Here is a 19,245-nt window from a genome sequence, read left to right as displayed (position 1 = left end):
CGAGGGGGCGCAAGTGCAAGATCGCCGGGCGGGGGTCGCGGTGCGGAGATCTTGGTACGAAGGGGCCCCTGGGAGGGCCGTTTCGTACCAAGATCTTGACTGCGGACGGCTGCGGGCTGTCCGGAATGTTCGGTATGGGGGTTTGTAACGGTTTGGGGTTAACGGGTCATTGAGGGGGTTGGAGAGTTTTCTACCCACATATCGTGACCAGTTGCGATTCGGGCTCGTTGCCCAAGACGTGGGGGTTGCACTCAGAGACGCAGGGCGGTCGGTGACCAGCTGGTGCCGACGCCACACCATCGGCGGTGACGGAGCGGTGGCAGCCGTCCGTCGCGGACTGCGGCAGGGCGAGCCGGGAACGCTCAGCCGCGAACAGGAACTCGAACTCATCGACGTGCTCCGGGGCGTCCACCCCGACGAGTTCGGCCTCGACGAGGAGCTGTGGACACGGCAGAGCCTGACCGCTCTCATCGAGCGGCGGTTCGGGCTGGCGATGGACGCCGGCACCGTCGGGGCGTACCTCCGGGCCTGGGGTCTCGGGCCGCGCGAGCCGCGCGAGCGGGCCTGCGGCCTGTGCGTCGGCGCGGTCGAGCGCTGGGTACGCAGCGAGTACCCGGCGATCACGCGGGCGGCCCAGGAGCACGCCGCGGAGGTCTACTGGATCGGCCGGGTACGTCTGCGCGGCACCATGCCCGCCGCCGACGTGGTCTCGGCGGTGTCCTCGCGGGGACGGGTGCGGTTCATGGTGACCACGCCGTCGGTGGACCCGCCGCTGCCCCGGGACTTCGTGCTGCGGCTCAGCGGCGCCGAGGAGCGCACCGTGCACCTGATCGTGGACGGCTCGTGGCCGCGCAACGAGTGGCCTCGCCGCCTGCCCCGGCGGGTCGTGCTGCACCCGCTGCCGAGCTGCGGTCGCGCCGTCGCCGCGGCCTGATCCGACGAAGATCGACTCGCGGGGGTACCGATTCGGTGATCCGGGAGGGGGTTTGCTACTCTTCTCGGGTCGCTGAGCCCCCGTAGCTCAGGGGATAGAGCACCGCCCTCCGGAGGCGGGAGCGCAGGTTCGAATCCTGCCGGGGGCACCTCACAGAAGACCTTCACGAGCCCGACAGCCACCTTGGCTGCCGGGCTCGTTCCGTTTCCGGGCGAGCCGGCCTCCTTGACCACCGGCTCACTGCTTTACTACGTTACTAGTAAAGCAGTGAGGAGCACCGTGTTCGTCTTCCGGCTCGACACCCACTCCGGCGTGCCGCCGTACCTGCAACTCGTCCAGCAGGTCCGCCAGGCGGTGCTGCTGGGCTTCCTCCAGCCCGGTGACCGCCTCCCGCTCATCCGCGAGGTGGTCGAGGACCTGGCGATCAATCCGAACACCGTCGCCAAGGCGTACCGGCAGATGGAGCAGGAGAGCCTGGTCACCGGCCGGCCCGGCCAGGGCACGTTCGTCAACGAGCAGCAGTCGGCCGCGATGTCGGCATCCACGTACACGTCGCTGCGCCGCGGCCTGGAGACCTGGTTGCGCCGCGCCTACGCGGCCGGCCTCGACGAGCAGGCGGTGGACGCGCTCTTCACCTCCGTCCACCAGCAGACCAGGAAAGAGGACGTGGCGTGACAGCGACCGGGTTGGCGCTACGCACCGACGGTGTGGGCAAGCGGTACCGGAAGGGCTGGGCGCTGCGCGACTGCACCCTGGCCCTGCCTGCGGGCGGCGTGATCGCCCTGGTCGGGCCGAACGGCGCGGGCAAGACCACGCTGCTGCGCCTGGTCGTCGGGTTGCTGGCGCCGAGCACCGGCACGGTGGAGGTCCTCGGCCGGGACGTCACTGCGAGCACCCCGCAGACCCTGTCCCGGGTCGGGTTCCTGGCCCAGGACCACCCGCTGTACAAGCGCTTCACCGTCGCCGAGATGCTCCGCTTCGGCCGGGCCTGCAACCTGCGGTTCGACCAGGGGATGGCCGAGCGCCGGCTGGCGAAGCTGGGCATCCCGCTCGACCGCAGGGCCGGTTCGCTCTCCGGCGGGCAGCAGGCCCAGGTCGCGTTGGCTCTGGCCCTGGCGAAGCGGCCGGAGCTGCTCGTCCTCGACGAGCCGGTGGCCAGCCTCGACCCGCTGGCCCGGCACGAGTTCCTCCAGGTCCTCATGGGCGCGGTGGCCGAGGGCGGGGTGACCGTCCTGTTCTCTTCCCACGTCGTGCACGAGCTTGAGCGCGTCTGCGACCACCTGGTCGTGCTCAACCAGGGCCGGGTCACGCTCGCCGGTGACATCGACACCCTCCTCGCCGAGCACCGGCTGCTCGTCGGCCCGCGCACGGCCAACGACCTCGATCGGGCCGCCGCCGTCGTGGAGGCCGTCCACAGCGATCGGCACACGACCCTGCTGGTACGCGACGGCGGGATCCCGGCCGCGCCGGGATGGCAGGCCCGGCCGGTCGCGCTGGAGGACCTGGTGCTGGCGTACCTGCGCCGGCCGTCCGAGCCGAGCGCCGGTGTCCCGTCGGGGGTGGCGGCGTGACGTGGTTGATCTGGCGTCAGCACCGGACCGAGGTCTGCGTCCTGGGCCTGCTCGTCGGCGTGTTCGGCGTCGCCCTGCTCGTGCTCGGGACGCAGGCCCACGACCTGTTCCCCGGCGGTCCCGCCCGCTGTGCGGGAGAAGCAGGTGTCGGCGACGCCTGCGCGGCCTCCTTCCGCCGGCTCGACGACGAGTACGGGTACGTCGAGAACCTCCTGGCGGCCTTCTATCTGGTCCCCGTCGTCATCGGTGCGTTCCTCGGTGCGCCGCTGCTCGCGCGCGAGCTGGAGGACGGCACCTGGCAGCTCGCCTGGACCCAGGCCGTGCCGCGGATGCGCTGGCTGGCGGCCAAGCTCGTGGCGCTGGCCGGCGTCACAGTCGTGCTCACCGGGATGTTCACCGCGGTGCTCACCTGGTTCCGTCAGCCGTTCGACGCGTGGGAGGGGCGGTTCCAGTACGACGCCTTCGACCTGGAGGGGCTCGTGCCGGTGGCGTACGCGCTGTTCGCGTTCGGCGTGGCCACCGCGGCGGGGGCGATCCTGCGGCGCAGCCTGCCCGCGTTCGGCGTCGCGTTCGGGGCGTTCCTCGCCGCCCGGATGTCGGTCGCGCTGCTGGCCCGCCCGGCGTACGCCACGCCGCTCACGGCCATGGAGCCGGTCCCCGCCGGCGGCGCGACGGACCAGGCGGGGCACCGCTTCGTGCCCGGCGTCGCCGACTGGGTGATCGAACGCGGCTACGCGGACGCCACCGGGCACAGGCTGAGCAGCGTCGAGTACTACGAGCTGGAGGACGCCGCCAACCGGGCCGGCGCCAACGTCAACCAGTTCCTGCACGCGCGGGGCATCCAGCAGTTCGGGGTCTACCATCCGGCCGACCGGTTCTGGACGTTCCAGCTCATCGAGGCGGCAGTGTTCGTCGCCGTCGCGGCGATCCTGGTCGGTGTCGTGGTGTGGCGGGTCCGGCGCCGCGTGCTCTAGTGAGCCACCCTCACCTTTGTCCCCCGATTCGGGGATGGGCCGGTCGTGAGCTGGCTAACCTCGCGGTGAACGGGTCGAACCACAGCACCTGCGAAGGTGAGCCAGTTGCCCGAGACGCCGTTGACCAACCGTCCCAAGATGCACACGGGCGTTCCCTCCTCGCTGACCACCACGCAACGGTGGGTCCTGCGCGGCATCGCCGTCGCCGACGCCCCCTGCGGCCTGTGGTTCCTCGAAGCGGTGGCCACACGCACCGGCACCGCACCGGACGAGCCGGTCGACGCGACGGTGGAGGAGCTGATCTCGCGCGGGTTCCTCGTCGACACCGCCGCCGGCCTGCGGCTGGCCTCGATCGCGCTGCGCGACGACGTCCTGCGGGACACCCCGCCGTCGGTACGCCAGGCGTTGCGCGAGGCGGCGGCCGAGGTGCTCGCCGACGCCGGGCGCCCGGCCCAGGCCGCCCGGCAGCTCCTCCGGGTGCTCCCGGCGGTGAGCCGGTCCGCCCGGGCGCTCGCCGCGCGGCTGGCCGGCGACCCGGCGGTCGGCCCGAGCCTCGCCGCGGATCTGCTGCTTGCCACACCCGCGCCCGGCCCGGCCGACGAGCGCCTGGCCTGGCTGGTCGACGTGGCCGACAACCTCTATCTGGCCGGCCGGGTGGACGAGACGCTGCGCATGCTGCACCGGGAGGTCGCCGCCGACCGGTACGGGCCACGGCAGCGGGCGATGCTGCTCGGGCGACTCGGGGCCTACTACGCGACGCAGCGTCCCTCGCTGTCCCTGACGTACCTCGGGCAGGCGCTCAACCAGGAGCTGGACGCCGCCGGGCGGAGCTGGACGCTCACCATGCTGGCGTCGCTGGCGGCCCGGTTCGGGCACCCGGACGCCGCAGAGCTGGTGGCGGCGGCGGAGCGGGCCCACGAACGCAGCCCCTCCCCCGGCGGCGGTATCCGCCTGGCCCTGGCGCACGCGTCCCGGGCCACCGCGGCCGGCGACCTGCCCCGCGCCGCGCGGATCCTGCGGGAGGTGGACGCGGGCGAGCCCACCGCCCGCACCCAGGCGGTCTTCCTGCGCGTCGACCGGGTGGCGAACCAGATCGCGCTCGGCCGGTACGTCGACGCGGCGACCGCGCTCGACAGCGTCTCGGCGGAGATCGACACGCTCGGCACGGTGGGGCAGCCGCTGGTGACCGCGCTGGACTGCGTCCTGCGGCTCGCCACGGGCGAGCTGGCCGAGGCACAGGCGCGCGCCCGGCTCACGTTGGCCGAACGCGGCGCCGCCCTGCCGGGGCAGGCGCGGGTGGACCTGCTCGCCACGGTCGTGGAGGTGCTGTTGCGCCGGGGTGAGGTGGCCGCGGCCCGGGATCTGCTCGCCGACGAACGTCCCGCCGTGGGCTGGCCCGACGACATGCAGTGGTTCCGGCTCGGCTGCGCCGCCGCGGGCGATCCGGAACCGGGCCGGCACGCCGCGCTCCTGGAGGCCGCCTTCGCCATGCCGGACCGCTCGACGGCTCCCCTGCTGCTGGTGCCGCACCACGGCCCGCGACTGGTTCGCGCGGCGCTGGCGCTCGGCGACCGGCAGCGGGCCGAGATCCTCGCCGACCACCTGAAGCGGGCCGCCGGCATGACCAACAACGCGCTCTGGCGCGGGGTGGCGCACCAGGCCGACGGGCTGCTGACCGGCGATCCGGCGGCGCTGCGCGCGGCGGTACGGCTGCTCCGCACCACCTCCGCCCGGCCGGCCCTGGCCGACGCGCTGCACGACCTGGCGCGGTCGCCCGGGCTGCCGCCGGCGGAGGTGCCCGGCCTGCTCGCCGAGTGCGCCGCGATGTACACCCGGATGGGCGCCGGGGACGGGATGCGGGAACCCGACGGCACGGCCGGTGAGGACGCCGGCCGCCCGGCAGTGGCCGCGCTGACGCCCGCCGAGGTACGGGTGGCCGAACTGCTCGCCGTCGGCATGACGAAGCAGGAGGCGGCCCGGGACCTGTTCGTCTCGTTCCACACCGTCGACACCCACCTGCGCTCGATCTACGCGAAGCTCGGTGTCCACAACCGGGTGGAGCTGGCGCTGGTCTGGGAGTCCCGGGAGGACGGCTGAGCGCGGACGCCACGACCCTGTGGCGTCCGCGCTCGGCACCGCGTTCTCAGTGCCGTTGCAGCGGGCTCTTCGTCTTCGGCAGCGCCTCGATCAGCTCGCGCGGCACGTTGATCGTGTCGGCGACCACCTCCGGCGGGATGTTCGCCAGCCACTGCGCGAGCGACACGTCCTCGAATTTCGCGGTCCGGAACAGCTCCAGGTAGACGAAGGGCTTGTCGCCGATGTTCTCGATGTAGTGGCCCATGGAGATCGGCACGTAGCCGACGTCGCCGGTCTCCATGTTGAAGGTGCGGGCCGTGGCGTGGTTGGCGAAGACGCCCATCCGCCCCTTGCCCGAGATGACGTACTGCATCTCCGCGCCGTTGGGGTGCCAGTGCAGTTCCCGCATCGCGCCGGGTTCGATCTCCACCAGCGCGGCGGTGGTGGTGACCGCTGCGGCGAAGTTGCTCGAGTCGGCGATCCGTACGCTGCCGCCCTCGAACCTCTCCGGTGTCTGGGCGAGCAGGCTGTGCTTGAACGTGCGGGGCACGTCGCCGGTCGGACTGAAGACCCGGTCCTCGGCCAGCGGCGGCGGGACCTGCCCCGGGAAGATGTACCGCTCGGACTCCGGCGGGAAGTTGGCCATCTGCTGCATGGTCCAGCCGAAGTTCTTCGCGATGACCTCCTTGGGCACGTGCGCGAAGAAGTCCGTGAGCTGGAACGTCCCGTCCTCGGAGTAGCACCCGTCGTCGAAGACGAGCAGGAATTCGACGCCCTCCTCGAACGCCTGGATGTGGTGCGGAATGCCGGCCGGGAAATACCAGAGGTCGCCGGCCTTGACGTCTTCCAGGAAGTTGCGGCCCTCCTGGTCCACGGCCGCGATCCGGCAACTGCCGGACAGGATGAAGGCCCACTCGGACTGGATGTGCCAGTGCAGTTCCCGGTAGGCACCGGGGTCGAGCTTCATGTTCACGATCGCCAGGTCGTGGGCGATCGGGAGCAGGCGGTTCGTGACCTCCCGGGTCCAGCCGCCGCTCTCCCGACGGGTGTGCGCCAGCGAGAACGGGAACACCAGGTTCGGCATGAGGCCGTGGTCGGTCGACGGCGGGTTCACCAGGTCGGGGTGTGACTGGTCGATCGCCGGATTCCGCGGGACCGTGCCGACCATCTGGTGGTCCTTCGGCGATCCCTTGCCGACCGGGTCAGTGGATCTGGGCATGACGGATTTCCTTCCGGGTGTGGGCCGCCGATTCGGCGGCCCGGGACGGGACGAACAACGCCCGCAGGTGTTCCCGGCTCTGAAAGGCCACCGCGAGCGGAATCGCGACACAGAGGAACAGCGACGCCGCGATGCTCCAGACCGGAGCATCCGTGGCGACTCCGGCGACGGCCAGGGCCGCGATCGAATAGAACGTGACGCGGATTCTGGCGACGGGGAGCACGAACATGCGCTCGGCCTCCTTCGGCTTCGAGTCTCGCCGTCGAGACGCAATTGCGATGCTGCCGAATCGGATCCCCACGGTGAATAGCGCGATCGCGCCATTCACCGGAACGGACGGGAAACCCTTTTCCCGGCACTTCCGCGCATCGCGCGCGGCACCGGTTTCACGGGTACAACGAAGGGTAGGGAGGGCGATGTCCAACAACGCGGAGGATCGCTGGCGGGTGGGGGAATACGACTTCCACGTACCGTTTCTGGCACTCGCGCTCACCACCGGCCTCGCCGGTGTTGTCGACGCATTCTCGTTCCTCAAGTACAAGGTGTTCGTGGGTATTCAGACCGGCAATGTGGCGTTCGTCGGAATGGGTGCCGCCGATCACTTTCCGCCCTGGCCGGCCGCGGTGGCGTCGCTTGTCGCGTTCGGCCTCGGCGGCCTGCTCGGCGCCGGGATCCGCCGCCTGCGCCCGGCCGGCCCGCTCACCCCGCCGGGCATGGAACTGCTCGCCATGCTGGCGCTGCTCGTGCTCTGGGGCCTGGTGGACCGCTCCCTCGACTCGGGGCGCGACTCGCTGACCGAGCGCACGATCCTGACCGCGCTGCTGGCGTTCCCGGTCGGCATCCTCGGCGGGTTGATCGTCCGCACGTTCGGCGTGCAGACCGCCACGTCGTACCAGACCGGCACCGTGCTGCGCACCACGAAGGGCATCGCCGACTGGGTGTTCGAGCCGGAGGGCCGCAGCGCGACCGGGCGGCTCGCCGCGACCGGCCTGCTCTGCCTGGTCAGCTACGCGATCGGCGGGTTCGTCGGCGCGGCCACCGAGACCCGCCCGATCTGGACGATGATCGTCACCTGGGCCCTGGCCGTGGTGCTGATCGCGCTCACCTGGGGCAAGCGCCCACCGGCCACCGCGACGCGGCGTCGCTGACAGACCAAATCACCGAAGGCCCCCGACCAGCATGGTCGAGGGCCTTCGGTGATTGGGGCTCACCCGCGTCCCCGTTCTCGGGGGTGCCGGTCCGCCCTTCGGGCTTACGCCGACTGCCGGGCCACGCCCGGATCCCCGTTCGCTTGTGCCTGTACCAGTTGCCCGCGCTTGTTGTTGGGCAGCCACCGGTGCGAGCCGGGCTTGCGGGCCTCGTTCGTGAGATGACCGACGCCGAACTTGTAGGTGAGCGCCTTGAGTCTCCCGCCGAGCCGGCCGCCGATGAACAGTCTCATCGCGGTGTCGTCCCGGCCGGCGAGCTGGTAGATGCCGGCCTGCGGCCCGAGGCCGACGCACATGGCGTTGAAGAAGACGCTGGCCGGCTCAGGCCGGAGGCCTGCCATCCGCCGCAGCAACGTGTCGGCGGCGTGCGCGCCGAGGCAGCCCGCGGTGTACGCGCTCATCCGATAGGGCACGCCGGAGGGTGCGGTCGAGTCTCCGGCCGCGACGATGCGGTCGTCGTCGATGCTGGTCAGTGTCTCGTCGGTGAGCAGCCGCCCGATGCCGTCGGTCCGCAGTCCGCTGCGCACGGCCAGATCCGGCACGCCGAAGCCCGCTGCCCAGACGGTGATCGCACTCGGCAGAACGCGATCGTCACGCAGCCGCACGGCATCACGCGTGACAGCGGTGACCTCGGTGCCGGGTCCGTCGAGGACCGTCACACCGAGCCTGGCGAGTGACCTGGCGGCCGCGCGCCGCGCGCGTGGATGCAGGTACGCGCCGAGCGTACCGCCGCAGACCAGACTCACCCGGTGGCCGCGTCCGGCGAGTTCGGCGGCGGTCTCGATGCCGGTCGGCCCCGCTCCGACGACCGTGACCGCGGTCCCCGCCGGGCTTTCGCCGATGACCGAGCGCAGCCGCTGCGCCGCCTCGATGGTGGCCATCGGATAGGCGAACTCCGCCATTCCGGAAACGGGCGGCTCGGCGCTCGCGCTGCCCACCGCGTAGACGAGATAGTCGTAGCCGAGTGCGCCGGTCTCCGCGAGAGCCACGCGGCGCTCGGTCGAGTCGATCACCGTGACCGCGTCCTGAACCAACTGAACACGCTCGTGCAGGACCTCCCGGTAGTCCACCACCGCCTCGTGCGATCCGGCGACCAGATGGTGCAGCCGCGGCCGGACGACGAAGTCCGGTCGTGGGTTCACCACTGTCACGCTGACGTCGTCGCGCTGCATCAGCCGGTTGGCCGCCATGACACCGGCGAAACCGCCGCCGATCACTACCACCCTGGTGTACCCGGTCATGCCTGAACTCCTTCCGCTGACGGTTCGCACCCAAGACACCGGCCGGGCGCACCGTGTGACAGAAGTGGCTCAGGTCACCGGTCAGTCGTGGAAGGAATCGGCGCTGGTCCGCCCAGGGCTCACCCGGCCTCGCGGCGGGCCTTGGCGCGGCGTTTGCCCTCGTGCATCGCCTGGACCCGGGCCACCGGGATGGTCCGCCCCTGCTCGACCAGCTCCTCCGGCAGACGCTGCGGCGCGGGCAGCGCCTCCGCCCACGGATCCCGGTCGCCCAGCAGCGCGGGCACGGTCCGCACGGTGAAGTCGGCCGGGCTCGCGCTCTCCAGGTCGGTCCAGCCCACCGGGTACGACACCGGGGCGCCGGGCCGGATCCGAGGGCTGTAGGCGGCCACCACAGTCGCCCCGTACGCCCGGGTGGAGTCGACGAAGACGCGGCCGCCGCGGTCGGCGACGATGAACGCGGTGGTCGCGGCCGCCGGGTCGAGCCGTTCGGTACGGGCGGCGAGCGCCCGGGTCGCCGCGGCGGCCTCCTCGGCCGTGGTGGCCGGGTCGACCGGCACGATCACGTGCAGCCCCTTCGCCCCGCTCGTCTTCACCGCGCCGGCCAGCCCGGCGTCGGCGAGCGCCTGCCGCACCAGCAGCGCGACCCGCACCACGGCGCCGAACGCGTCCCCCTCCGGCGGGTCCAGGTCGAGCACCAGGTGGGTCGGATGCTCGGGCTGCCCGGCGCGGGCGAGCGTCGGGTGGTACTCCACCGCCCGCTGGTTGGCGAACCAGAGCAGCGTCCGCCGGTCGTCGCAGAGGGCGTACGAGATCCGCCGGTGCGACGCCTCCGCCCAGACCTCGGTGCGGCGCACCCAGTCGGGCGTGTACTTCGGCAGGTTCTTCTGCATGAACGGCTCCTGGCCGGGCCGCACCCGCAGCACCGACAGCGGCCGGTCGCGCAGTTCCGGCAGGATCCGGTCGCTCATCGCGTCGAGGTAGTCGACCAGGTCGCGTTTGGTCGCCCCGGCGCCGTCGAACAGCGGCTGGTCGAGGTTGGTCAGCGACACTCCGGCCCGGGTCTCGTCGGCGGCACCCATCGGACCACCATCCCGGGCCGGGCCCGGCTCGGCAACCCCGACACGGTGCCCGGCGCGCCTCGCCGGCCCGCACCTGCGACGATCGGGGCGTGGGTGAGGCAGAGTCGGACGAGTGCGGGGCCGGCGCGGCCGGGCAGGCCAGCGCGTGCACCGTGCGGGAGGCGCTGGACCGGGTCGGCGGCAAGTGGGCCATCGGCATCCTGATCGCCGCCTCGGCCGGGCCGGTCCGCTTCACCGAGCTGGAGCGCCGGGTGGAGGGGATCAGCCGCCGGATGCTCACGCTGACGTTGCGCAACCTGGAGCGCGACGGGCTGCTGGACCGGCACGTGCATCCCACGGTGCCGCCGAAGGTGGAGTACACCGCGACGCCGATGGCCCGGGAGCTGTACGAGTCGCTGGTGGCGCTGACGAGCTGGGCGGAGCGGCACCGGGAGGCGATCAGCGCGGCCCGGGCCGAGTACGACCGGCGGCACGGCGGCCCACCGGCCTGACTCAGTCCCGTACCGGAGCCGCCCAGTCGATGTGGTGGTCGAACAGCCAGGCCTGGGCAGCGCCGCCGTCGCGCGCCAGGTAGCGGGCGGCGAGCGGCATGCCCAGGTCCCGGACCAGCCGCCCGACCGGTCCGGCGACCTTCGTGGTGCTGGTCCGCCGCCCCTGCGCGACCACCCGCTCCACCCGGTCGCGGCGCAGCCGCTCGTAGGCCCGGAACGCGGCCGGCACGTCCGGCAGGTCGCGCAGGCAGCGGGCGAGCTGGACGGCGTCCTCGAAGGCCATCGCCGCGCCCTGCCCGGAGGAGGGGGCGGCGGTGTGCGCCGCGTCGCCGATCACGATCATGCGGTCGCGGTGCCAGACCGGCACCGAGGGCAGGTCGTACGTCGGCCAGCCGTACTCGATGCGCGCGGTGTGGTCGAGGATCGCCGCCGCCGGCCCGGGATCGGCGGCGAGCAGCGCGCGCAGCCGGGACCGGGCCTCGTCCGGGCCGACCGCGGCGAGTTGTTCCCGGCTCGGCTCGGCCGGCTGCGGCGGGTTGGCGAACCACCAGACCTCGTCCTGACCCACCACGATCCAGCAGAAGAAGCAGCGTCGGCCGAACATCATCTGCATCACGCCGCGCTCGTCGGGCAGGCGCAGCCCGCGGGCGAAGCCGCCGGCGTTCAGCAGCGGCACGTAGCGCGGCGCGGGCGCGGCCGGGTCGATCAGCGCGCGGACCCGGGAGCGCAGCCCGTCGGCGCCGACGAGCAGGTCGCCGTGGGCGGTGCGGCCGTCGGCGAACCGGGCGGTCACACCGCCGCCGGTCGTGTCGGCGCCGGTCAGGCGCGCGCCGTGGACGAACTCGACGCCCCGGCGCAGCGCCTCGTCGCGCAGCGCGCGGTAGAGGTCGGAACGGCCGACGGTACGGCTGCCGGGGGCGCCGAACTCGGCGAGCCGGCGCCCTCGGTGGTTGTGCATGGACATCCGGGGTGTCGGGTGTCCGAGCCCGGCCACCAGGTCGTCGAGGTCGATCGCGCGCAGTGCGTCGAGCCCGTTGGCCGAGAGCGTCAGGAACGCGCCCACACCGACCGCGTCCCGCGGGTACGCCTCGTACACCGAGGCGTCGATGCCGGCGCGCCGCAACGCCATGGCGGCGACCGGGCCGGCGAGTCCGGCGCCGACGACGACAGCTTTAGTCATGTCATGACTATACATAAAATGACTATGCTGCGACAGGGGGCACCTAGGGTGGGGCCATGACGGTTCGTCGCTCGCCGTTGGCGATGATGGTGCTGGCCCTCCTGGTCGAGGAGCCGATGCACGCGTACCGGATGCAGCAGCTCATCCGGGAGCGGGAGAAGCAGGACGTGGTGAACGTCGCGCAGCGCAACAGCATCTACCAGACCATCGAGCGGCTGCGCCGCGACGAGCTGATCCGGGTGGCCGAGACCAGGCGCGAGGAGGGGCGGCCGGAGCGCACCGTGTACGCGCTCACGCCGGCCGGCCGGAGCACGCTCGACGGTTGGCTCGCCGACGCCCTAGCCACCCCCGCCCGGGAGTTCCCGGAGTTCCCCGCCGCCCTGTCGTTCCTGCCGATCCTGCCGCCCGAGGAGGCGGCCCGGCGGCTCGACGAGCGGGCGGGCGCCATCGAGGCACGGCTGCGCGAGCGCGAGTCGGCGCCGGCCGGGGTACGACTGCCCCGGCTCTTCCTGGTCGAGGACGAGTACCAGCTGACCCTGCTCCGCGCCGAGCTGGACTGGGTACGCGAACTCGTCGCCGACCTGCGCTCCGGCGCGCTCACCTGGTCCGGGGGATGGCTGGACGACTGGACCGGAAAACCGGCCTGACCTGCGGAAACAGGCCGTTGTGGTGAACGCCACGCGGTGGATCTGACCGATCGGTCAGCACCTGACCGATCGGTCAGGCATGCTGGAGGACATGGCGCGACCCACCACCGCCACCCACGACGAGCTGCTGGCCGCGGCCGCTCGCCGCTTCGCCGTCACCGGGTACAAGGGCACCTCTCTCCAGGACATCGCCCGCGACGTGGGCTGCTCCAAGGCGACGGTGCTCTACCACTTCGCCAGCAAGGACGCCCTGCTCTGCGAGCTGATGGCCCCGGCCATCACAGTGCTGGAGGAGCTGGACGCCCGGATCGCGGCGCACACCGGCGCAGAGGCCCAGCGCGTCGCCGCAGACGGCTTCGTCGACCTGGCGGTCCGCTTCCGCCGGGAGATCGCCCTGCTCCGGGGAGAGTTCCCCGACCTGCTCCAGCAGCCCGCGTTCGCCCACATCCAGCAGATCTCCGAACGGCTCGTCGCCGCGTTCGCCGGCTTCTCCGACCGTCCGGAGGCACGCGTCGCGGCGCTCGTCGTGCTCGCCGGCATCGCCGAGACCTGCGGCGAGTTCCTGGACATCCCCGACGAACAGCTGCGACCCGCACTGCTCGCCGTGGCGTACCGCGCGCTCGAAGTCACCACCTGATCCGCTCCTGCGAGGACAAGGAAGGTCCATGGCGACCCTGCTGTACCGGCTCGGCCGGGCATCCCTGCGCCGGCGGCGACTCGTCGCCGTCGTCTGGCTCGTCGTACTCGTCGGCCTCGGCCTGGCCGCGGCCACGCTGCGGGGCCCGACGGCGAGCAACTTCACCATGCCGGGCACCGAGTCGCAGAAGGCGATCGACCTGCTCGCCGACCGCTTCCCGGCGGCCAGCGGCGCCACCGGCACGATCGCGATCAAGGCGCCACAGGACGGCGCCCTGACCACGCCCGCCGGTCAGGCGGTGGTCAAGCAGGTCACGCAGGAGGCGGCCACGCTGCCCGGCGTGGTCGGCGCGGTCGACCCGTACCAGGCGCAGGCACTCACCCCGGACGGCCGGTACGCGCTGATCCAGGTGCAGTTCGCCGGCGGTGCCGACGACGTCACCGACGAGCAGCGCGACGCGTACGAGAAGGTCGGCGCGCAGGCCGAGACGCAGGGCTGGCAGATCGCCCCCGGCGGTGAGGTGCTCAACGCCGAGCCGGAGGTCGGCTCGACCGAGGCGATCGGCGTGCTGGTCGCGGCGATCGTCCTGGTGATCACGTTCGGCTCGCTCGTGGCGGCCGGCATGACCATGCTGAACGCGCTGATCGGCGTGGGTGTCGGCATGGCCGGTCTGTTCGCGCTCAGCGGTGCGGTCGAGCTGACCAGCACCGCGCCGATCCTGGCGCTGATGCTCGGCCTCGCGGTCGGCATCGACTACTCGCTGTTCATCACCTCCCGGCACCGGCAGAACCTGCTCGACGGGCTCTCCCCGGAGGAGGCGGTCGGCCGGGCGGTCGGCACCGCCGGCTCGGCAGTGGTCTTCGCCGGCGCCACCGTGGTGGTGGCGCTCGCCGGCCTGGCCGTGGTGGGCATCCCGTTCCTGACCGTGATGGGCCTGGCCGCGGCCGGCACCGTCACGATCGCCGTGCTGGTGGCGATCACGCTGGCCCCGGCGCTGCTCGGCTTCGCCGGCCACAAGGTGCTGCCGCGCAAGCTGCGTGACCGCAAGGCGGTCGAGGACCCGACCACCGGCTCGGAGGACCGCTCCGGCTTCGGCTTCCGCTGGGCGCGGTGGGTGACCAAGCTGCGCATCCCGGTGATCCTGGTCGGGCTGCTCGGCCTCGGCCTGCTCGCCATCCCGGCCCAGGACATGCGCCTGGCGCTGCCGGACGCCTCCGCCGCCGCCGAGGGCACCCCGGCCCGGGTCAGCAGCGACCTGATCCGGGAAGGCTTCGGCCCCGGCTTCACCGGCCGCCTCGCCGTCGTGGTGACCGCCGACTCGCCGCAGGACACCCAGGCCGCCATTCCGCAGGTGACCGCGCTGGTGCAGAAGACCGACGGGGTGCTGGCGGTGGCCCCGCCGCAGGTCGACCCGTCGGGGCGTACCGCGCTGATCGGGGTGATCCCGAAGACCGGGCCGACCGACGAGGCCACCGAGACCGTGGTGCACGACATCCGCAAGCAGGTCTCCGGCATCCAGAACGCCGACGTGCTGCTCACCGGCGTCACAGCGGTCGGCATCGACGTGTCGGAGAAGCTCTCCGACGCGCTGCCGGTCTACCTGCTGCTGGTGGTGGGCCTGTCGATCCTGCTGCTGATGCTGGTGTTCCGGTCGATCCTGGTGCCGGTCAAGGCGGCGCTGGGCTTCCTGCTCACCGTGGCGGCCACGTTCGGCATCACCGTCGCGGTGTTCCAGCAGGGCCACCTGGCCGACCTGGTCGGCCTGGACACGCCGGCCCCGCTGGTCAGCTTCCTGCCGATCCTGCTCATCGGCATCCTGTTCGGCCTGGCCATGGACTACGAGGTCTTCCTGGTCTCCCGGATGCGCGAGGACTTCGTGCACGGCGACACCGCCCAGCAGGCCACCATCAACGGCATGGGGCACGGCGCCCGGGTGGTCACCGCCGCCGCGCTCATCATGATCTCGGTGTTCGGCGGCTTCGTGTTCCTGGAGGACCCGATCATCAAGTCGATGGGCTTCGCGCTCGCGATCGGTGTCGCCATCGACGCGTTCGTGGTCCGGATGACGATCGTGCCGGCGGTGATGTCGCTGCTGAACAACGCCGCCTGGTGGCTGCCGCGCTGGCTGAACAAGATCCTGCCCAACGTGGACGTCGAGGGTGAGGGCCTGCGCGCCCACCTCGCCGAGAAGCAGCACGCGAACGTGTGACCCGCACGGGTGGGGCCCCGCGGGGCCCCACCCGTCACACACCCGCCGGATACGTCTCCATCTCGCCGGGTGTGACGCACGCCGGCAGCGGGTGCAGCGCCGTCGTCTCGTCGCACCAGATGAACGCGTCGTAGCGCTCACCCAGCCGGGTCGGCACGTAGTTGCCCCAGGACTCGAAGCTCGGGTCGTACACCACCCCGATGGCCCGGTGGTCCGCCTCGCCGGTCACCCACTCCGGCTGGTCGTCGCCGCCGAAGACCAGCACCGCCCGCTCCGGCATCAGCTCGTGCAGCCGGTGTTCCACCGAACCCTCCCGGGCCGGCGGCACCACCATCGTCTCGGCCGGTGAGCCCCAGCGCGGCGCGGCCACCACGCTGCCGCGCCAGCTGCCGAAGCCGACCAGCGCCACCGCGTCCCGGCCGTGCCGTTCCCGGCCGAGCTGCCCGATGTTGACCATGCCGTCCGCCGCCATGTCGGTGGCCCGGGCGTCGCCGACGTGCGTGTTGTGCGCCCACACGATGCCCCGCGAGCCCGGACCGTACCGGTCGAGCAGCCGGTCGAGCGTGTCGGCCATGTGGACGTCGCGGACGTTCCACGACTCGGGACCGCCGCCGACCATGGCCCGGTAGTACCGTTCCGCGCCGGCCACCACCTCCGCGTTCTGCCAGGCCGAGAAGCGGTCCGGGCCGTCCGCGGCGGCCTGTTCCCGGGTACGCGCCAGCAGCCGGACCACCTCCTCCTCGCACCGGGCGGAGACGAACCGGCTGGCCATCCCGTACTCCTCGGGCCGCTTGCCGTACGGCTCGAAGCAGCGGTACGCCTCCTGGGCCGCCTCCAGCGAGGCCGGGTCCTCCTCACCGAGGTAGTCGAAGATGGCCTGCATCGACTCCCAGAGGGAATACACGTCCAGCCCGTGGAAGCCGGCCCGCTCCCCCTCGGGGCGTTCCAGGTTCCACGCCCGCAGCCAGCGGCAGAAGCGGGCCACCTCGGCGTTCGCCCACATCCAGGTGGGCCAGCGTTCGAACCGTTCCAGCGCGACGAGCGGATCGGCCGGCCCGTCCGGCGCGCCGACCACCGACCGGTGCACCCGGTCGCAGTCCGGCCAGTCCCCCTCCACCGCCACGAAGTCGAACCCCTGTTCGGCGATGAGCCGCCGGGTCAACTGTTCCCGCAGCCGGTAGTAGTCGTAGCTGCCGTGCGTCGCCTCGCCGATCATCACCACCCGGGCGTCCCGCACGCGGTCCAGCAAGGGGTCGAAGTCGCTCGGCGCGCCGAGCCGCTGTACCAGCATGTCCGCGGCTACCCGGGGCCCGCCGGGACAAACCGCCGCCGCGGCCCGGCGGCGGGCATGCCGCCGGGCCCAGCGGGTAGCCGGGCGGCATGACCGTCACCGGCGCGCAGTTGCAGGAGTTCCTGGCCGGGCTGGACTACCCGGTCTCCCGGGAGGACCTGGTCCGCTGGGGCCAGGAGAACGGCGCCAGCACCGAGACGCTCCAGCGGCTGCGCACACTGCCGGCCGAGGAGTTCGACACCCCGGCCGAACTGGTCGAGGCGCTGGTCACGCTCGCCGGTTGAGCGGCGCGTGCAGCAGCCGGAACAGCACCAGCCACTGTTCCGGCCAGACCAGCCCGACCGGGGTGTCCGGCGCGATCCGCGCCGCCCGCAACGCGCCGTCGACCCGCGGCCGGGGATGGCCCGCGCGCAGCGAGGCCGCGAGCGAGCCGCCGACTCCGCCGAAGCCCAGCTCCACCATCCGCCGGTACGCGGGCAGCGCGGCCGGCGCCACGAGTGGCGTCGTCCGGCGCTCCAGCCGCAGGATGCCCCCGTCCACGCCCGGCACCGGCCGGAACGCGGTCCGGGGCACCCGCCCGGCCAGCCGCCAGTGGTACTCGGGCCAGGTGAGCACGGTGAGCCGGCTCCACCGGCCGTGGTCGCCGGTGCGCTTGCGGGCGTAGTCGAGCTGGGTGAGCAGCGTCGCGGTACGCAACCCTGGTGCGGCCAGGCACCAGCGGACCACCGCCGCGGTGAGCGACCAGGGGATGTTGCCCGCCACCGAGAACCGCCCGGCGGGCGGGGGCGCGGCCAGGAAGTCGGCCGCCCGTACCTCGACGTTCGGCAGCGGAGCGCAGGCCGCTGTCAGCTCGGGGAGCACGGCCGGGTCGACCTCGTACGCGATCAGCCGCCCGCACCGCGCGGCGAGCGGCCGGGTCAGCCGGCCGCGACCGGCGCCGACCTCCAGCAGCAGGTCGTCCGGGCCGGGCCGGACCGCGCGGACCATCCGCGCGACGGCGGCCGGGTCGGCGAGGAAGTTCTGGGACAGTACGCGACGGGACCGGTCGCGTGCGGTGTTTCGGCGGGGCGCCACGGGTTCGTCCTGACTGTCGCCGGACGGCGACGGGTACGGACCGCTGCGCGGGTGTCCCCCGCCGTCGAGGCGGCGTGGGGCGGATCGGGCGGGCGGTCCGAGCGGATCGGGACTCGGACCCTGGGGAGTGGCCGGGACGCGGCGCATGCCGGAGACAGCCACCTCGGCGAGGTGGCGTGGACGAACCACGGGTACCGCCACCTCGGCGAGGTGGCACGACCGGCGCCCCTCGGGGCGGGTCGGGAACCGGCGGTCAGGTCAGACGCGGGCGGCGTACCGGCCGGCCAGGGCCGGGCGCCGGAACCGCGGACGGGCGTCCAGGAGGAGCCCACACGCGGCCGGCGCGACGGCCACACGGATCAGGGCATGCGTGAACATGCCGCCACGCTAACGCCCGGGTCCGGCCCGGGCGACCGGTTTTCTCCAGCTCGACGGTGCGCCGGCCGACCCCCGTTGATCTATCCTTTGTGGAATGTACAAATATGCCGAGGTCCAGATGGAACCGACCTACGCCGACTTCGGTTCCGAACCGCCACGTACCGGGAATGTCACGATCACCGGTGTCGAGCGGTCCTCGGCTGCCGGCGACCACCTGGCAATCGGCGCCGGCGGATCGGTCGAGCTGGAGTTCGACGTGCCTGACCCGGTCGTCGTCCGGGAGGCCTGTGTCGCCCTGCGGGCGCTCACGTCGATGTTCTCCCGCGAGCCCGGATACGCCCCGCTCACCGTTCGCCTCAACGGCAGACCGCTGGCCGACCGGATGCGGATCCCGAACGGCGGTGGTCTGCCGCAGCGTCTGGTCTTCGCGGTCCCCGCCGAGGACCTGGTCGCCGGCCGGAACACGTTGCGGATCGACAGCGGCGCCGACGCCCGCAGCATGCTGTGGTTGTACCGGGTGACGATCGATCCGATGCACGCGCACGACCAGGCGGGCCTGGCGCTGGCACGGCAGGCGATCGCCGAGCCCGTGCTGCGGTACGCGACCGACGCCGGCGAGGTCACCATTCTCATCGATCGCGGCGAACAAGCCCTCCTCGACCAGGTGGCGTGGGCGGACACGTCCGGCGCGGAGTACGCGATCACGTTCGAAAAGCAGCAGGCCGCCTTCTACGGCTGGCGCCGGCAGCCGGGTCAGCGGCCGAGGGAGTTCCGCGGCCGGCTCGCCGGGCGCGGCTCCAGGGCCGAGCAGGCTCGGCGGTTCACCACGGAGGAGGGCTGGAGCGGTGGGTGGCACCGCTCCGGGGACCTGCTCGTCGCGGTGGGTGTGCCCGGGCACGCGGTCACCAGGATGAGCTGGCGCCACGGCAACGGCAACAACGGCACCGTCGCTTTCGCCGACGACGGATTCCTGGGCACGTACCAGCGCACCGGGGAAGGACCCATCGGCTACCGCGGCCGTCCCGGCTCGTGACCC

General features: G+C 72.7%; 19 protein-coding genes and 1 tRNA gene. 13 read left to right on the top strand and 7 right to left on the bottom strand.

Annotated elements, in window-relative coordinates:
- Positions 1-238 precede the first annotated feature (238 nt).
- The 6 genes from M8C11_RS25735 (at position 239) to M8C11_RS25710 (ending at position 5,576) form a co-directional block, all read left to right on the top strand.
- The gene (locus tag M8C11_RS25735; RefSeq protein ID WP_026267749.1) at positions 239-934 is read left to right on the top strand and encodes a winged helix-turn-helix domain-containing protein; all 696 of its coding nucleotides are present in this window, start codon (positions 239-241) and stop codon (positions 932-934) included.
- Positions 935-1,010: 76 nt separating this feature from the next.
- Positions 1,011-1,082 (top strand) — tRNA-Arg (locus M8C11_RS25730).
- 131 nt (positions 1,083-1,213) lie between these two features.
- The gene (locus M8C11_RS25725; protein WP_252453918.1) at positions 1,214-1,609 is read left to right on the top strand and encodes a GntR family transcriptional regulator; all 396 of its coding nucleotides are present in this window, start codon (positions 1,214-1,216) and stop codon (positions 1,607-1,609) included.
- The gene (locus M8C11_RS25720; RefSeq protein WP_252453909.1) at positions 1,606-2,505 is read left to right on the top strand and encodes an ABC transporter ATP-binding protein; all 900 of its coding nucleotides are present in this window, start codon (positions 1,606-1,608) and stop codon (positions 2,503-2,505) included. The genes M8C11_RS25725 and M8C11_RS25720 overlap by 4 nt, the downstream gene beginning before the upstream one ends.
- On the top strand, positions 2,502-3,479 hold the full coding sequence (locus M8C11_RS25715) for an ABC transporter permease (RefSeq protein WP_252453907.1): 978 nt from the start codon (positions 2,502-2,504) through the stop codon (positions 3,477-3,479). The genes M8C11_RS25720 and M8C11_RS25715 overlap by 4 nt, the downstream gene beginning before the upstream one ends.
- Before the next feature lie 138 nt (positions 3,480-3,617).
- Positions 3,618-5,576, top strand: a complete 1,959-nt coding sequence (locus M8C11_RS25710; RefSeq protein WP_252453905.1) for a LuxR family transcriptional regulator — start codon at positions 3,618-3,620, stop codon at positions 5,574-5,576.
- Positions 5,577-5,622: 46 nt separating this feature from the next.
- Here M8C11_RS25710 and M8C11_RS25705 read toward each other — a convergent pair whose 3' ends face one another.
- Together M8C11_RS25705 and M8C11_RS25700 are read right to left on the bottom strand one after the other, a co-directional pair.
- A complete protein-coding gene (locus M8C11_RS25705) occupies positions 5,623-6,774 on the bottom strand; it encodes a cupin domain-containing protein (RefSeq protein ID WP_305884566.1) in 1,152 nt (383 codons plus the stop codon).
- On the bottom strand, positions 6,758-7,198 hold the full coding sequence (locus tag M8C11_RS25700) for a hypothetical protein (RefSeq protein ID WP_252453903.1): 441 nt from the start codon (positions 7,196-7,198) through the stop codon (positions 6,758-6,760). The genes M8C11_RS25705 and M8C11_RS25700 overlap by 17 nt, the downstream gene beginning before the upstream one ends.
- Here M8C11_RS25700 and M8C11_RS25695 point away from each other — a divergent pair.
- The gene (locus tag M8C11_RS25695) at positions 7,191-7,922 is read left to right on the top strand and encodes a DUF1275 family protein (protein WP_252453901.1); all 732 of its coding nucleotides are present in this window, start codon (positions 7,191-7,193) and stop codon (positions 7,920-7,922) included. The genes M8C11_RS25700 and M8C11_RS25695 overlap by 8 nt on opposite strands.
- A 104-nt stretch (positions 7,923-8,026) precedes the next feature.
- On the opposite strand, the gene M8C11_RS25690 is transcribed toward M8C11_RS25695, so the two are convergent.
- Together M8C11_RS25690 and ligD are read right to left on the bottom strand one after the other, a co-directional pair.
- Complete coding sequence (locus M8C11_RS25690) at positions 8,027-9,223, bottom strand: NAD(P)/FAD-dependent oxidoreductase (protein ID WP_135241828.1); 1,197 nt, start codon at positions 9,221-9,223, stop codon at positions 8,027-8,029.
- A 119-nt stretch (positions 9,224-9,342) separates the two neighbouring features.
- Positions 9,343-10,302, bottom strand: coding sequence for a non-homologous end-joining DNA ligase (ligD, locus tag M8C11_RS25685; RefSeq protein ID WP_252453900.1), 960 nt, complete (start codon positions 10,300-10,302; stop codon positions 9,343-9,345).
- Positions 10,303-10,391: 89 nt separating this feature from the next.
- Here ligD and M8C11_RS25680 point away from each other — a divergent pair, with 89 nt between their 5' ends.
- Positions 10,392-10,793: a helix-turn-helix domain-containing protein gene (locus M8C11_RS25680; protein WP_252453898.1), complete on the top strand. Its 402-nt coding sequence runs from the start codon at positions 10,392-10,394 to the stop codon at positions 10,791-10,793.
- Between the two features lies 1 nt (position 10,794).
- On the opposite strand, the gene M8C11_RS25675 is transcribed toward M8C11_RS25680, so the two are convergent.
- Entirely contained in the window at positions 10,795-11,973 is a 1,179-nt protein-coding gene (locus M8C11_RS25675) for an NAD(P)/FAD-dependent oxidoreductase (RefSeq protein ID WP_252453896.1), read from the bottom strand.
- Positions 11,974-12,029: 56 nt separating this feature from the next.
- On the opposite strand from M8C11_RS25675, the gene M8C11_RS25670 reads away from it, so the two are divergent.
- The 3 genes from M8C11_RS25670 (at position 12,030) to M8C11_RS25660 (ending at position 15,466) form a co-directional block, all read left to right on the top strand.
- A complete protein-coding gene (locus M8C11_RS25670; RefSeq protein ID WP_252453894.1) occupies positions 12,030-12,620 on the top strand; it encodes a PadR family transcriptional regulator in 591 nt (196 codons plus the stop codon).
- Between the two features lie 91 nt (positions 12,621-12,711).
- A complete protein-coding gene (locus M8C11_RS25665; RefSeq protein WP_120574154.1) occupies positions 12,712-13,257 on the top strand; it encodes a TetR/AcrR family transcriptional regulator in 546 nt (181 codons plus the stop codon).
- Between the two features lie 28 nt (positions 13,258-13,285).
- Positions 13,286-15,466, top strand: a complete 2,181-nt coding sequence (locus M8C11_RS25660) for an MMPL family transporter (RefSeq protein ID WP_252453892.1) — start codon at positions 13,286-13,288, stop codon at positions 15,464-15,466.
- Between the two features lie 34 nt (positions 15,467-15,500).
- Here the strand turns inward: M8C11_RS25660 and M8C11_RS25655 are convergent, their stop codons facing one another.
- Positions 15,501-16,757 (bottom strand): erythromycin esterase family protein, encoded by a 1,257-nt coding sequence (locus tag M8C11_RS25655; protein WP_252453890.1) that lies wholly within the window; start codon positions 16,755-16,757, stop codon positions 15,501-15,503.
- An 89-nt stretch (positions 16,758-16,846) separates the two neighbouring features.
- On the opposite strand from M8C11_RS25655, the gene M8C11_RS25650 reads away from it, so the two are divergent.
- Positions 16,847-17,041, top strand: a complete 195-nt coding sequence (locus M8C11_RS25650) for a DUF2795 domain-containing protein (RefSeq protein ID WP_091422483.1) — start codon at positions 16,847-16,849, stop codon at positions 17,039-17,041.
- Here the strand turns inward: M8C11_RS25650 and erm are convergent.
- Positions 17,025-17,831: an ErmE/ErmH/ErmO/ErmR family 23S rRNA (adenine(2058)-N(6))-methyltransferase gene (gene erm, locus M8C11_RS25645; RefSeq protein WP_252453888.1), complete on the bottom strand. Its 807-nt coding sequence runs from the start codon at positions 17,829-17,831 to the stop codon at positions 17,025-17,027. The two genes, M8C11_RS25650 and erm, sit on opposite strands and share 17 nt — an antisense overlap.
- 472 nt (positions 17,832-18,303) lie before the next feature.
- Here erm and M8C11_RS25640 point away from each other — a divergent pair, with 472 nt between their 5' ends.
- Complete coding sequence (locus tag M8C11_RS25640) at positions 18,304-19,242, top strand: hypothetical protein (protein ID WP_252453886.1); 939 nt, start codon at positions 18,304-18,306, stop codon at positions 19,240-19,242.
- The last annotated feature ends 3 nt before the right edge of the window (positions 19,243-19,245 follow it).

The organism is Micromonospora sp. CPM1 (assembly GCF_023896895.1).
GTDB lineage: Bacteria > Actinomycetota > Actinomycetes > Mycobacteriales > Micromonosporaceae > Micromonospora > Micromonospora tulbaghiae.
The sequence above is the reverse complement of the archived record's forward strand: the minus strand, read 5'-3'. Positions and strand labels throughout refer to the sequence as shown.